9 protein-coding genes, 1 rRNA gene and 1 other annotated feature are annotated in these 14,421 nt (G+C 46.3%); of the genes, 1 reads left to right on the top strand and 9 read right to left on the bottom strand.

The genetic code is table 11. The features are described from left to right. Window positions 1-42: 42 nt before the first annotated feature. Window positions 43-1,601: ribosomal RNA gene (locus C7R73_RS10440) — 16S ribosomal RNA — on the bottom strand. Window positions 1,602-2,111: 510 nt separating this feature from the next. Between C7R73_RS10440 and C7R73_RS10435 the strand changes: the two genes are divergently transcribed. Further along, a complete protein-coding gene (locus tag C7R73_RS10435) occupies window positions 2,112-2,849 on the top strand; it encodes a prepilin peptidase (RefSeq protein ID WP_106450459.1) in 738 nt (245 codons plus the stop codon). A gap of 61 nt (window positions 2,850-2,910) precedes the next feature. On the opposite strand, the gene rpoC is transcribed toward C7R73_RS10435, so the two are convergent. The 8 genes from rpoC to nusG all read right to left on the bottom strand — a co-directional run bounded on the left by rpoC (window position 2,911) and on the right by nusG (window position 14,309). Further along, the gene (rpoC, locus tag C7R73_RS10430; RefSeq protein WP_106450458.1) at window positions 2,911-6,555 is read right to left on the bottom strand and encodes a DNA-directed RNA polymerase subunit beta'; all 3,645 of its coding nucleotides are present in this window, start codon (window positions 6,553-6,555) and stop codon (window positions 2,911-2,913) included. Window positions 6,556-6,674: 119 nt separating this feature from the next. Beyond that, window positions 6,675-10,202: a DNA-directed RNA polymerase subunit beta gene (rpoB, locus tag C7R73_RS10425; protein ID WP_176974279.1), complete on the bottom strand. Its 3,528-nt coding sequence runs from the start codon at window positions 10,200-10,202 to the stop codon at window positions 6,675-6,677. Between the two features lie 314 nt (window positions 10,203-10,516). Continuing rightward, complete coding sequence (locus tag C7R73_RS10420) at window positions 10,517-11,125, bottom strand: class I SAM-dependent methyltransferase (RefSeq protein WP_106450457.1); 609 nt, start codon at window positions 11,123-11,125, stop codon at window positions 10,517-10,519. 135 nt (window positions 11,126-11,260) lie between these two features. Further along, complete coding sequence (gene rplL / locus C7R73_RS10415) at window positions 11,261-11,626, bottom strand: 50S ribosomal protein L7/L12 (protein WP_086986651.1); 366 nt, start codon at window positions 11,624-11,626, stop codon at window positions 11,261-11,263. Window positions 11,627-11,708: 82 nt separating this feature from the next. Further along, the gene (gene rplJ, locus C7R73_RS10410) at window positions 11,709-12,209 is read right to left on the bottom strand and encodes a 50S ribosomal protein L10 (RefSeq protein WP_106450456.1); all 501 of its coding nucleotides are present in this window, start codon (window positions 12,207-12,209) and stop codon (window positions 11,709-11,711) included. Between the two features lie 37 nt (window positions 12,210-12,246). Continuing rightward, window positions 12,247-12,373: a sequence feature (ribosomal protein L10 leader region), on the bottom strand. 40 nt (window positions 12,374-12,413) lie between these two features. Beyond that, complete coding sequence (rplA, locus tag C7R73_RS10405; protein WP_086628828.1) at window positions 12,414-13,103, bottom strand: 50S ribosomal protein L1; 690 nt, start codon at window positions 13,101-13,103, stop codon at window positions 12,414-12,416. Window positions 13,104-13,207: 104 nt separating this feature from the next. Beyond that, window positions 13,208-13,633 carry a 50S ribosomal protein L11 gene (gene rplK / locus C7R73_RS10400; RefSeq protein ID WP_068562458.1) on the bottom strand — a complete coding sequence of 142 codons (426 nt, stop codon included), beginning with the start codon at window positions 13,631-13,633 and terminating at the stop codon, window positions 13,208-13,210. A 127-nt stretch (window positions 13,634-13,760) separates the two neighbouring features. Continuing rightward, window positions 13,761-14,309 (bottom strand): transcription termination/antitermination protein NusG, encoded by a 549-nt coding sequence (gene nusG, locus C7R73_RS10395; RefSeq protein ID WP_086628827.1) that lies wholly within the window; start codon window positions 14,307-14,309, stop codon window positions 13,761-13,763. Between the last annotated feature and the right edge of the window lie 112 nt (window positions 14,310-14,421).

Genomic DNA, 14,421 nt, shown 5'->3' with positions numbered 1-14,421 from the left:
AAGAATGATTGAACCAAGCAAGGATTCCATTATATTCCTTAGAAAGGAGGTGATCCAGCCGCACCTTCCGATACGGCTACCTTGTTACGACTTCACCCCAATCATCTGTCCCACCTTAGGCGGCTGGCTCCAAAAAGGTTACCTCACCGACTTCGGGTGTTACAAACTCTCGTGGTGTGACGGGCGGTGTGTACAAGACCCGGGAACGTATTCACCGCGGCGTGCTGATCCGCGATTACTAGCGATTCCGGCTTCATGCAGGCGAGTTGCAGCCTGCAATCCGAACTGAGAATGGCTTTAAGAGATTCGCTTGACCTCGCGGTCTTGCTGCTCGTTGTACCATCCATTGTAGCACGTGTGTAGCCCAGGTCATAAGGGGCATGATGATTTGACGTCATCCCCACCTTCCTCCGGTTTGTCACCGGCAGTCTCATTAGAGTGCCCAACTGAATGCTGGCAACTAACAATAGGGGTTGCGCTCGTTGCGGGACTTAACCCAACATCTCACGACACGAGCTGACGACAACCATGCACCACCTGTCACTTTGTCCCCGAAGGGAAAGTCCTATCTCTAGGATTGTCAAAGGATGTCAAGACCTGGTAAGGTTCTTCGCGTTGCTTCGAATTAAACCACATGCTCCACCGCTTGTGCGGGTCCCCGTCAATTCCTTTGAGTTTCAGCCTTGCGGCCGTACTCCCCAGGCGGAGTGCTTAATGCGTTAGCTGCAGCACTGAAGGGTGGAAACCCTCCAACACTTAGCACTCATCGTTTACGGCGTGGACTACCAGGGTATCTAATCCTGTTTGCTCCCCACGCTTTCGAGCCTCAGCGTCAGTTACAGACCAGAGAGTCGCCTTCGCCACTGGTGTTCCTCCATATATCTACGCATTTCACCGCTACACATGGAATTCCACTCTCCTCTTCTGCACTCAAGTTCCCCAGTTTCCAATGACCTTCCACGGTTGAGCCGTGGGCTTTCACATCAGACTTAAGGAACCGCCTGCGCTCGCTTTACGCCCAATAAATCCGGACAACGCTTGCCACCTACGTATTACCGCGGCTGCTGGCACGTAGTTAGCCGTGGCTTTCTGGTCAGATACCGTCAAGGCCGGAGCAGTTACTCTCCGACTTGTTCTTCTCTGACAACAGAGTTTTACGATCCGAAAACCTTCTTCACTCACGCGGCGTTGCTCCGTCAGACTTTCGTCCATTGCGGAAGATTCCCTACTGCTGCCTCCCGTAGGAGTTTGGGCCGTGTCTCAGTCCCAATGTGGCCGATCACCCTCTCAGGTCGGCTACGTATCATCGTCTTGGTGAGCCATTACCTCACCAACTAACTAATACGCCGCGGGTCCATCCATAAGCGACAGCACAAAGGCCGTCTTTCCTTTCCCGATCATGCGATCAGAAAAACTATGCGGTATTAGCACCCGTTTCCGGATGTTATCCCCCTCTTATGGGCAGGTTACCCACGTGTTACTCACCCGTCCGCCACTATCTTCTCAGTGGAAGCAAGCTTCCATAGAAAAGACCGTTCGACTTGCATGTATTAGGCACGCCGCCAGCGTTCGTCCTGAGCCAGGATCAAACTCTCATGTAAATGTGGACTCTTGTACAGAAATCCTACACGTTAAGCTGATTGCTCTTGTTGTTTTGCTGACTTTATGTTTGCGATACTAAGTATCGTCTTCGTTTGCTTCGACCGAAGTCTAAGCTCCTTGCACATTTGGTTCGTTCATTCTTTATTCAGTTTTCAAAGGTCAATCGTGTATCACGTGTTACGTGATTGCTTATTTATAATACCACTTGACTAGTTCATTGTCAACGTCTTTTTAAAATATTTTTTGAAGATATTTTGAACGTTTTTGAACTGCAGTAGCAACTCTTATATATTATCAAATCCAGAATCATCTGTCAACAACTATTTTTTATCGGGACAAAAGATTAATTTGACAACTTAAACAGTCTACCATCTGGCGGACGCCCTGTCAACAATAAATAGAACATTTCTCAAAACGATCTTCCAATTTTTTCCAAACCCGCGCACAAAAAGATTCATCACACTAGTTGCGGATATTATAGTCAGTTTATTCGTCAAGGAGGAATTGTTGTGACCATCGTTGCTTACGTATCCATCTTTTATTTCGGAGCCATTTTCGGATCTTTCTTCACCGTCCTGGGAACGCGCATCCCCATCAAAGAAAACTTCACAACCACGCGTTCCCACTGCGTCCATTGTCAGCATACGCTGCAGACCAAAGATCTTTTTCCGATTTTTTCTTACGTGTCCCACCACGGGAAGTGTGCGTACTGCGCCACAAGAATAGATGCTCTGTACTTCACTTCGGAAATCATTTCCGGTTTCGTGGCCTGTCTGCTCTATTATTTCTACGCAACAGACGTGCTGCAGTTGGTTGCTCTCGCTTTTGTGTTCTCGTTGCTGCTGGTCATAGCGATTGCCGACTATCTCTACCTGTTGATTCCCGACCGCTTCCAGCTCTTATTGCTTTTCGGTGTCGTGTTTCGCCAAGCCGTGCTGCCGGTTTCGGATTGGCCGGCAGCCTTCATCAGTTTCTTTGTGATTTTTTCCTTGTTATTTTTCACAAGTCTCGCTCTTCCTGACGGGATCGGGGGCGGCGATGTTAAACTGCTTTCGATCTTGAGCCTCACTTTCGGGTTGGAGCCCACCTTGTTCATCATCCTGTTGGCCAGTTTCTCCGCGGGTTCCTATTTTCTGCACACTCACATGGCGAAAGGCAGCTCCTTGCAGCGCAGACTGCCGTTCGGGCCCTTCCTTGCTGCTTCTGCTGTCGTGGTGCACTTCGCACAGATGCTGCTGATTCGTTAGTTTCCGGACACAAAAAAAACGTCCCGGAAAAGCAAATCGCTTTTCCGGGACGTTTTTTGTTTTATCCTCTGTAATCAGATAGGTCGGAACCTGTTTCGGCTGTATTAGTGATGCTATAGACGCTCTCACTTTCGGCTTCGACGGCTTTCGGCTCCATCTTACGGTAGCGGGCCATACCTGTACCAGCAGGGATGATCTTACCGATGATAACATTCTCTTTAAGACCCAATAAGGAATCTTTCTTGCCGCGGATCGCAGCATCCGTCAGGACACGAGTCGTTTCTTGGAAGGAAGCAGCAGACAAGAAGCTGTTTGTTTCCAAGGACGCTTTTGTGATACCCAACAAGACTGGACGGGCTGTTGCTGGAACTTCCCCAGCGTTGATGACAGAACGGTTACGGTCTTCGAAATCTGAGATATCCATCAGCGTACCTGGCAAGATATCTGTTGAACCCGGATCCATAACGCGGACTTTACGCAACATTTGACGGACCATAACTTCGATATGCTTGTCGCCGATTTCTACCCCTTGCATACGGTATACTTTCTGAACTTCGCGCAGCAAGTAAGTCTCAACAGACAGTACATCGCGGACGCGCAGCAAGCTCTTAGGTTCGATGGATCCTTCAGTCAATGGATCACCACGGTGAACGATGTCGCCTTCAGCTACTTTCGTACGTGCAGTGTAAGGGATGGTATACGTTCTTGTATCCGTGATACCTTTGACTGTTACTTCTTTGGAACGGTCGGACGCACTTTCATCGATGGAGACAACTTCCCCTGTAACTTCTGTGATGATTGCTTGCCCTTTCGGATTACGCGCTTCAAAGATTTCTTGGATACGCGGCAAACCTTGTGTGATATCGTCTCCGGCAACCCCACCCGTATGGAATGTACGCATGGTCAATTGAGTACCTGGTTCACCGATGGATTGGGCAGCGATCGTACCGACTGCTTCACCGACCTCAACATTTGAACCAGTAGCCAAGTTGCGGCCGTAGCAACGTTTGCAGACGCCGTGTCTAGTGTGGCACGTGAACACGGAACGGATTGTCACTTCTTCGATACCGGCATCAATGATTTCTTTCGCCATATCTTCTGTGATCAATTGGTTATGTACAGCAAGAACGTTGCCGTTCTCTGGATGGACAACTGTTTTTTGAGCATAACGGCCAATCAGACGCTCTTCCAAGTCCTCAATGACTTCATTGCCTTCTCGGATGGAACGGACTATCAGACCACGATCGGTTCCGCAATCGTCTTCACGGATGATGACATCTTGCGCCACGTCAACCAGACGACGAGTCAGGTAACCTGAATCGGCTGTCTTCAAGGCTGTATCGGTCATCCCTTTACGAGCTCCATGGGTAGAGATAAACATTTCCAAAACGCTTAGTCCTTCACGGAAGTTCGAAGTGATCGGCAATTCCATGATCTTACCGTTTGGAGCGGCCATCAGTCCACGCATACCCGCCAACTGGGTAAAGTTGGAGATGTTACCACGGGCTCCGGAATCACTCATCATGAAGATCGGGTTTTCTTGTCCCAATGTCTTCATCAGTTCGACTTGGATTTCGTCTTTAGCCATGTTCCAGGTCATGATGACGCTGGTGTATCTTTCGTCATCAGTGATCAGACCACGACGGAATTGTTTCATGATGTTATCGACTTTTTTGTGGGCTCTTTCGAGAATCTCTGCTTTGGATTCCAATACCAAGATATCGGCGATCCCTACAGTGATACCTGCACGAGTCGAGATTTTGTAACCCAGGTCCTTCATTTTGTCCAGCATCTTCGAAGTTTCCGTTACTTGGAACTTCTTGAATACGGCAGCAATGATGTTCCCAAGGTATTTCTTCTTGAACGGTCCGACAATTTCTTGTTTTTTGATGAACGCCGGAATATCTTCGCCTGGTTCGGCAAAATATTTATCCGGAGTCGCAACATCCAAGTTGAACTGGGTCGGTTCATTCAGGTACGGGAATTCATCAGGCATGATTTCGTTGAAGAAGATCTTACCGACTGTCGTTACCAACAGACGGCCTCTTTGCCATTCTGTCCATGGTTTCTTAGGCAACGAATTCGTGCTGATCGCTACTCTTGTATGCAGATGGACAAAGCCACCTTCATAAGCCAGGCCAGCTTCTTCGGCATTGGAGAAGATCATTCCTTCGCCGACTTTATTTATTTCTTCCAGAGTCAGGTAATAGTTACCCAAGACCATATCCTGGGATGGTGTTACGACTGGTTTACCATCTTTTGGATTCAAGATGTTCTGTGCAGCCAGCATCAATAGACGCGCTTCTGCTTGTGCTTCTTCGCCCAGCGGTACGTGGACGGCCATTTGGTCACCATCGAAATCGGCGTTGTAGGCTTCACATACCAACGGGTGCAGACGGATCGCTTTACCTTCGACAAGTACCGGTTCAAATGCTTGGATACCTAAACGGTGAAGCGTCGGTGCGCGGTTAAGCAATACTGGATGTTCTCTGATGACATCTTCCAATACATCCCATACATCATCGTCCATACGGTCGATTTTGCGTTTTGCATTTTTGATGTTGCTTGCGATATCACGGGCAACCAATTCTTTCATCAAGAAAGGTTTGAACAACTCGATCGCCATTTCTTTCGGCAATCCGCATTGATACATTTTCAAGAAAGGTCCAACTACGATTACGGAACGTCCGGAGTAGTCAACACGTTTACCCAGCAAGTTTTGACGGAAACGTCCTTGTTTCCCTTTCAACATGTGCGAAAGTGATTTCAATGGACGGTTACCCGGTCCTGTTACAGGACGGCCACGACGACCGTTATCGATCAAAGCATCGACAGCTTCCTGCAGCATACGTTTTTCATTCTGAACGATGATGTTCGGTGCGTTCAAGTCCAACAAGCGTTTCAGACGGTTGTTACGGTTGATGACACGACGGTAAAGGTCGTTCAAGTCACTTGTTGCGAAACGGCCGCCTTCCAATTGAACCATCGGACGCAAATCTGGAGGGATAACCGGGATTACATCCATGATCATCCAGCTAGGTTTGTTTCCTGAAGAACGGAAAGCATCCAAGATGTCCAAACGACGGATTGCACGCGTACGTTTTTGTCCAGTCGCGGATTTCAAGTCTTCTTTTAATTGTTCACATTCAGTATCGACATCGACGCGATCAAGCAATTGCTTGATGGCTTCCGCACCCATGGCCGCATGGAAACTGTTTCCGAATTGCGCCCGTTTGTCACGGTATTCTCTTTCCGTCAGCAACTGTTTCGACTCCAACACAGTGTCACCTGGTTCGATGACAACGTAGGAAGCGAAGTAAATGATTTCTTCCAATGCGCGCGGGCTCATATCCAATACAAGTCCCATACGGCTAGGAATCCCTTTGAAGTACCATACATGGGTTACAGGAGCAGCCAATTCGATATGGCCCATTCTTTCACGACGGACCTTAGCGCGGGTTACTTCAACGCCACAGCGATCGCAAACGATCCCTTTGTAACGGATACCATTGTATTTACCACATGAACATTTCCAGTCCTTTTGCGGTCCAAAAATTCGCTCACAGAACAAACCTTCTTTTTCAGGTTTCAGTGTTCTGTAGTTGATTGTTTCTGGTTTTTTAACTTCCCCGTAAGACCAGCTACGGATCTTATCAGGAGAAGCCAAAGAGATTTGCATACTTTCAAATTTATTAACGTCTATCAAGGGGCCAACCTCCCTTTATTCTTTGAGCTGCCCAAAATGCTCTATCTGCGTTTCTCGTGAGGCAATGCGCTTTGATAAAACATGCACCCGAACGCCTCAGCAGCGCCCGGGAACACGAATTAGTCTCTCTTCATTGCTTCAGATTGTTTGTTTAATCTTTCCATATTCACAACATCGTCTTCTTCGTCCATGTCGCGCAATTCGATTTCTTCTTCTGCTTCATCAAGCACTTTCATATCTAATCCGAGTGCTTGCAATTCTTTCACCAATACGCGGAATGATTCAGGTACACCTGGACGAGGAATTGTTTCGCCTTTGACGATCGCTTCGTATGTTTTCACACGACCGACAACATCATCTGATTTGTATGTCAAGATTTCTTGCAATGTATAGGCAGCACCATAAGCTTCCAGTGCCCAAACTTCCATTTCTCCGAAACGTTGTCCACCGAACTGAGCTTTACCACCCAACGGCTGTTGCGTAACTAGAGAGTATGGTCCAGTTGAACGAGCATGCAATTTATCATCAACCATGTGGGAAAGTTTCAGATAGTACATGACGCCGACTGATACACGGTTATCGAATGGTTGACCTGTACGGCCATCATAAAGGATCGTTTTGGCATCGTTCGCCATACCAGCTTCAGCTACAGTACCCCAAACGTCATCTTCATCCGCACCATCGAATACCGGAGATGCGACGTAGATGCCTAATGAACGGGCAGCCATACCTAAGTGAAGTTCCAATACTTGTCCGATGTTCATACGCGATGGTACCCCTAGAGGGTTCAACATGATGTCAACAGGAGTGCCGTCTGGCATGTATGGCATATCTTCTTCAGGCATGATACGGGATACAACCCCTTTGTTACCATGACGTCCGGCCATTTTATCCCCTTCGTTGATCTTACGTTTTTGAACGATATAGACACGCACCAACAGATTCACGCCAGGTGACAATTCATCCCCTGCTTCACGGGTAAAGATCTTCACATCGTGGACGATACCGCCGCCGCCGTGAGGAACACGTAGCGATGTATCGCGCACTTCGCGGGCTTTTTCACCGAAGATGGCATGCAACAGACGCTCTTCCGCAGACAGTTCCGTCATCCCTTTAGGAGTGACTTTACCGACCAGGATATCGCCGTCTTTAACTTCCGCACCGATGCGGATGATGCCGCGCTCGTCAAGATCTTTCAAAGCATCTTCGCCGACGTTAGGCAATTCGCGGGTGATTTCTTCAGGTCCAAGCTTCGTATCGCGTGCTTCTGATTCATATTCTTCGATATGGATAGAAGTGTACACATCATCACGCACAAGACGTTCGTTCATGATAACAGCATCCTCGTAGTTGTAACCTTCCCAAGTCATGAAGGCAACCAAAACGTTCTGTCCAAGAGCCATTTCGCCTTTTTCCATAGATGGGCCATCCGCTAATGTCTCGCCGACATCGACACGGTCTCCCAAAGCTACGATTGGACGTTGGTTATAGCAAGTTCCTGAGTTGGAACGTTGGAACTTGATGATTTCGTATTTATCCAAAGCACCATTGTCACGACGGACACGGATTTCTTTGGCATCCACGTATTCAACCACACCATCATTTTGGCACAACAGAGCTGCACCTGAGTCATGAGCGGCTTTGTATTCCATCCCGGTACCGACAAACGGTGCTTGCGGGTTGATCAACGGAACAGCTTGACGTTGCATGTTGGCACCCATCAAAGCACGGTTGGAGTCATCGTTTTCCAAGAACGGAATGCAGGCTGTCGCGACAGCAACTACTTGTTTTGGAGAAACGTCCATGTAATCGACGCGTTCGATCGGAACTTCCAAGTTGTCATGGATATAACGGGCCATGACGATGTTGTTGGCGAAGCTTCCGTCTTCCAACAGGACCGAGTTGGCTTGCGCAACGGTGAAGTTATCTTCTTCGTCAGCGGTCAAGTAGTCGATGATATTGGTAACTTTATGCGTGTTCCAGTCGACACGACGGTAAGGCGTTTCGATGAAACCATATTTGTTGATTTTAGCGTAACTGGACAAGCTGTTGATCAGTCCGATATTCGGGCCCTCAGGCGTTTCGATCGGACACATACGGCCATAGTGGGAATAGTGAACGTCTCGGACTTCATATCCGGCACGGTCTCTCGTCAAACCGCCGGGTCCTAAGGCTGAAAGACGACGTTTGTGCGTCAATTCGCCCAATGGATTCGTTTGGTCCATGAACTGTGACAATTGGGATGAACCAAAAAATTCTTTGATTGCAGCCACTACCGGGCGGATATTGATCAATTGTTGCGGTGTGACGGTAGAAACATCCTGAATGGACATTCTTTCGCGCACGACACGCTCCATCCGTGACAAACCGATACGGAATTGGTTCTGCAACAACTCTCCGACTGAACGGATACGTCTGTTACCCAAGTGATCGATGTCATCCGTTGTTCCCAATCCTTCAGTAAGGTTGAAGAAGTAGTTCATGGAAGCAAAGATGTCGGCAGTCGTCAGATGTTTGATATCGTCAGCAATTTCGGAATTCCCGATGATGTTGATGACTTTCTCAGGGTCTTTTTTAGAGTAGACTTTCACTACTTGCATAACCACCGGATCTGTCACAACGCCATCATCAGAAGGATACAACGTCACTTGGTTCAAGCCGTTGTCCAAATAAGGCGTTAAGCGTTCCATCATGCCACGGTCCAATTCAGTCCCTTTTTCTGCGATGATTTCACCTGTTTCAGGATCGACCAATGTTTCAGCCAATATCTGGTTGTACAAGCGTGTTTTGACATTCAATTTTTTGTTTACTTTATAGCGTCCAACAGGAGCCATGTCATATCTTCTTGGGTCGAAGAAACGGGCATTCAGCAAGTTACGCGAGCTGTCTGCCGTTTTCGGTTCGCCTGGACGAAGTCTCTCGTAGACGTCTTTCAACGCTTCTTCTGTTCTGGAGTCCGATGCGTTTTTATGCACGTCTTTTTCCATAGTCAAACGTAAGCTTTCGTGGTCGCCGAAGATTTCAAGAATCTGATCATCCGAACCGAAGCCCAATGCGCGGACCAATACGGTCAACGGGATTTTTCTGGTGCGGTCGATACGGACGTAAGAGATGTCTTTCGCATCTGTTTCATATTCCAACCATGCGCCACGGTTAGGAATCAATGTGTTTCCGAAGCTTTCTTTTCCGTTTTTGTCCATCTTGTTATGGAAATAAACGCCTGGAGAACGAACCAATTGGGAGACGATAACACGTTCCGCTCCGTTGATGATGAAGGTACCCATGTCTGTCATTAATGGGAAGTCACCGAAGAAAACTTCCTGGTCTTTGATTTCGCCTGTTTCTTTGTTAATCAAACGCAGTTTTACATAAATCGGTGCCGAGTAGTTGGCATCATGTGCACGTGCTTCTGAAACAGTGTATTTTGGATCATGGAATTCATAGTCGACAAATTCCAATGCTAAGTTCCCTGTGTGATCTTCGATCGGTGTGATGTCCTTGAACATCTCTTTGATCCCAGTTTCCAGGAACCATTCATAAGAATCCGATTGAATCTCAATCAGGTTAGGAAGCTCTAACACTTCACTGATACGCGAATAACTTCTGCGGGTACGTTGTTTCCCGAATTTTTCATTATGCCCTAACAACTTCTTCACCCCTACTTAAATTTAGACATTTAGCGACAACACACTCTTATGTTGCATTTTCGCAACAAGTGTTACGTTTTTGTTACATATACATTCCGCAACGTTTTTTTGGCAAAAAAAAACCAAAAGAAGGTTGCAATTTCTGAGAAAATTACTCTTTCTTTTGTTTTCTGCCTCGAAAAGCGCGTCTGGACAATATTTCAGTCGCGTTTTCTGAATTATCTTATGCGTCTATATTACCTTACTATTCTACACACATGGCTTTCATTTGTCAACAGCCTTCTGCCCGCATCCGGAGCGATCCGGGACGCGCATTAAGCCTTGACCGATTGGATGATCCAATACCCTTTGTCGCGGGCGATGACTTCGACATTCCCGAAGACATCCAGCATTTTCTGTTCAGCACTCGGCGCGCCTTGCTTCTTTTGGATGACCACAGTCAGCGTGCCACCCGGCAAGAGATGCGTGTGTGCTTCCGACAGGATGCGATGGACGACCTGTTTCCCGGCGCGGATCGGCGGATTGCTGACGATTGCAGCGAATTGCCTTCCTTCCGACACTTGGTCGTAGGTATTCGATTCGTAGACTTTCACATTGCGGATGTTGTTGGCTTCCGCATTTCTGCGCGCCAAAGACAACGCCCGTTCGTTTACGTCCACCATCTCCACCAGTCTGGCAGGATAAGCATGCGCGAGCGCAAGCCCCATCGGTCCGTAACCGCAGCCGACATCCAGGATATCCCCGGCTACTTCCTCATTCAAGCGCACACTTTCGATCAGCAAGCGCGAACCGAAGTCGACCGTTTTTTTGGAGAAGACGCCGCTGTCCGAGATGAAACGGAATTCGCGATCCCGCAAAGGAAACGTCCAGGAAGTTTCTTTGCTTTCGGTTTCAGGATTCTTTGTGTAGTAATGATTTGACATATTTCCAACTCCTTCTGACGGAAGTCCGATACTGCAAGGAAAATATAAGAAAAGCCAGGATAATTGCTTATCCTGGCTAGTCTATTTACACAATCAAGAATTGTGTTTCTGTAGAAACAATCTTTTGGAAAAAGATTATTTAATTGTTACAGAAGCGCCAACTTCTTCTAATTGAGCTTTCAATGCTTCAGCATCTTCTTTAGATACAGCTTCTTTGATAACGCCAGGAGCGCCGTCAACTAGAGCTTTAGCTTCTTTCAAGCCTAGGCCTGTAGCTTCACGTACAACTTTGATTACTTTGATTTTTGAATCGCCAGTTGAAGTTAATTCAACGTTGAATTCAGTTTGCTCTTCTTCAGCTGCTGCTACTGCACCTGCTGCTGCTACTGGAGCTGCAGCTGTTACGCCGAATTCTTCTTCGATAGCTTTTACTAAGTCGTTTAATTCTAAAACTGTTGCTACTTTGATGTCAGCAATGATTGCTTCGATGTTTAATGACATTTTGTGTTCCTCCGTTTTTGGTTTAAGTTTTTTTGTGCCTCCGAAAGGAAGCTTGTGTTTGATTCTTCAGCAGAACTGCAGATTATGCAGCTGCGCCGTCTTTCTCAGATACAGCTTTAATAGCCAACGCAAAGTTGCGGACTGGAGCTTGTAATACTGAAAGTAACATAGAAAGCATACCTTCGCGGTTTGGTAGTTTTGCCAAAGCTTCGATTTCTTCTTTAGAAGAAACGTTGCCTTCAACGATACCACCTTTGATTTCTAGTTTATCAGCAGTTTTTGCGAATTCAGCCATGATTTTGGCTGGAGCAACAACATCTTCAGAACTGAATGCAACAGCAGTAGGTCCTTTGAAAATGCTTTCCATTCCTTCCAAACCTGCAGCGACAGCAGCACGTATCATTAGAGAGTTTTTGATAACTTTCATTTCTACGCCAGCTTCACGCAATTGTTTTCTTAATTCAGTCACCTGTTCAACAGTAAGACCTAAATAATCAACAACGACTACAGATGCGGATTCTTGGATTTTTGTTGTCAGTTCTTCAACCAACAGTTGTTTTTGTGCAATAGCAGCTTCACTCATCTTATATTTCACCCCCTGGATTTTATGATAGAATTTCTTGTAAAAACAAAAAACTCTATGTCACCTAGACATAGAGGATCCATAAATATCTCATTGGATTCTTCCTCGGCAGGTATATTAAGGCTCGCACCCCCTGCTGTCTTCGGTAAGCATATATTAACCTCAACGACTATACCAAAGATAGTCGTTCAGGTCAAGGTTTTTTTATAAAGAGCTTGCGTCCACTTTAACGCCAGGTCCAAATGTAGTTGTTACACTTACATTTTTAACGTATTGGCCTTTAGCAGTTGCTGGTTTAGCTTTCACGATTACATCGTGGATTGTGCGGAAGTTTTCCAACAATTTAGCATCGTCGAATGATACTTTACCGATAGGAACGTGGATGTTACCAGCTTTGTCAGCACGGTATGTAACTTTACCAGCTTTGATTTCGTCAATAGCTTTCGTTACGTCCATTGTTACAGTACCTGTTTTAGGGTTTGGCATCAAGCCTTTAGGTCCCAATACACGACCCAAACGTCCAACTTCACCCATCATGTCAGGAGTTGCAACAACAACATCAAAGTCAAACCATCCACCTTGGATTTTTTGAACCATGTCTGCGTCGCCTACGTAGTCTGCACCAGCAGCTTCAGCTTCTTTAGCTTTTTCGCCTTTAGCGAATACTAAAACGCGTTGTGTTTTACCAGTTCCGTTTGGAAGCACAACTGCTCCACGGATTTGTTGGTCATTTTTACGAGTGTCGATCCCTAAACGGTAAGCGACCTCAACAGTTGCGTCGAATTTTGCAAAATCGACTTCTTTCGCTAATGCTACTGCTTCTTCTACTGAATATGATTTAGTAGAATCCACTTTTTTGGCAGCATCTTGGAATTTTTTACTTTTTTTAGCCATTGAATTTTCCTCCTAGATTGTGGTTTTAACGGATTAACCTCCCACGTGTGGCCAAAAACGTCTAACGAGCGTTCGGAAGGCCACATGAGAAGCTGCCTTTTGAATTAGTCTTGAACTGTAATACCCATTGAACGGGCAGTACCTTCGACCATACGCATAGCAGCTTCTACGTCTGCTGCATTTAAGTCTACCATTTTTGTTTCAGCGATTTCTTTAACTTGGTCACGTGTTACGGTACCAACTTTTTTCTTGTTCGGTTCGCCTGAACCTGATTCGATACCTGCAGCTTTTTTCAGTAATACTGGAGCTGGAGGAGTTTTAGTAATGAAGGTGAATGAACGATCTTCATATACAGAAATGACAACGGGAATGATCATACCTGCTTGGTCAGCTGTACGTGCATTGAATTCTTTACAGAATCCCATGATGTTTACTTGTGCTTGACCCAAAGCTGGACCTACTGGTGGAGCAGGAGATGCTTTACCTGCAGGAATTTGTAACTTAACTAATTTAACAACTTTTTTAGCCACGAGACATACCTCCTTGATTGTTCGTGATGTGGTTTAATGGGGTTAAGATTTCCCCTCCCACTCAATCCATACGCCTGAACGTACCGATATATTATATCAGTACACCCAAATTAATGCAATAGTTTTTTTAACCTTTATCAACTTGGTCGTAATCGAGCTCGGCAATCGTTTCGCGGCCGAACATTTCGATCATGACTTTCAACTTGCCTTTTTCGCTGTCCACTTCTTCAACGAACCCTGACAAGCCATTGAATGCGCCATCGGTGATGGTGACAGGCTCGCCTTTTTCGAATTTCACGTCATGCATGCGTGTGCTCATGCCCATGCGTTTCAGAATGACTTCGATTTCTTCATTCAATAAAGCGGATGGCTTGCTTCCTGCTCCATGCGATCCGACGAAACCGGTAACGCCCGGTGTATTACGGACAACGAACCATGCTTCATCAGACATGATCATTTCAACCAATACATAACCAGGGAAGGTTTTTTGCGTAGTTGCCTTCTCTTTGCCGTCCTTCACTTCTACTTGCTCTTCTTCCGGGATGACGACGCGGAAGATATGGTCTTCCATGTTCATGCTTTGCGCACGCGATTCGATGTTCAGCTTCACTTTGTTCTCATAACCTGAATAAGTGTGCAACACATACCATTGTTTTTCGTTTTCGATCGTTTCCATTTCTGCATCTTCTTTCTTGGTGGATTTTTATTTGACTTCGTTTTTTGTAAACAAAAAAACCTTCCTGTCTTTGAAAGGTTCCTTCTGTACGGCGTTAACATTATAGCATCAC

Source organism: Trichococcus alkaliphilus (assembly GCF_003008695.1).
Taxonomy (GTDB): domain Bacteria; phylum Bacillota; class Bacilli; order Lactobacillales; family Aerococcaceae; genus Trichococcus; species Trichococcus alkaliphilus.
This window is presented reverse-complemented; position numbering and strand designations above follow the sequence as displayed.

Excerpts from the sequence above, each read along its gene's own strand:
- rplJ (WP_106450456.1), bottom strand. The coding sequence starts at position 12,209 with ATGAGTGAAGCTGCTATTGCACAAAAACAACTGTTGGTTGAAGAACTG.
- rplA (WP_086628828.1), bottom strand. The coding sequence starts at position 13,103 with ATGGCTAAAAAAAGTAAAAAATTCCAAGATGCTGCCAAAAAAGTGGAT.
- C7R73_RS10420 (WP_106450457.1), bottom strand. The coding sequence starts at position 11,125 with ATGTCAAATCATTACTACACAAAGAATCCTGAAACCGAAAGCAAAGAA.
- rplL (WP_086986651.1), bottom strand. The coding sequence starts at position 11,626 with ATGTCATTAAACATCGAAGCAATCATTGCTGACATCAAAGTAGCAACA.
- nusG (WP_086628827.1), bottom strand. The coding sequence starts at position 14,309 with ATGGAAACGATCGAAAACGAAAAACAATGGTATGTGTTGCACACTTAT.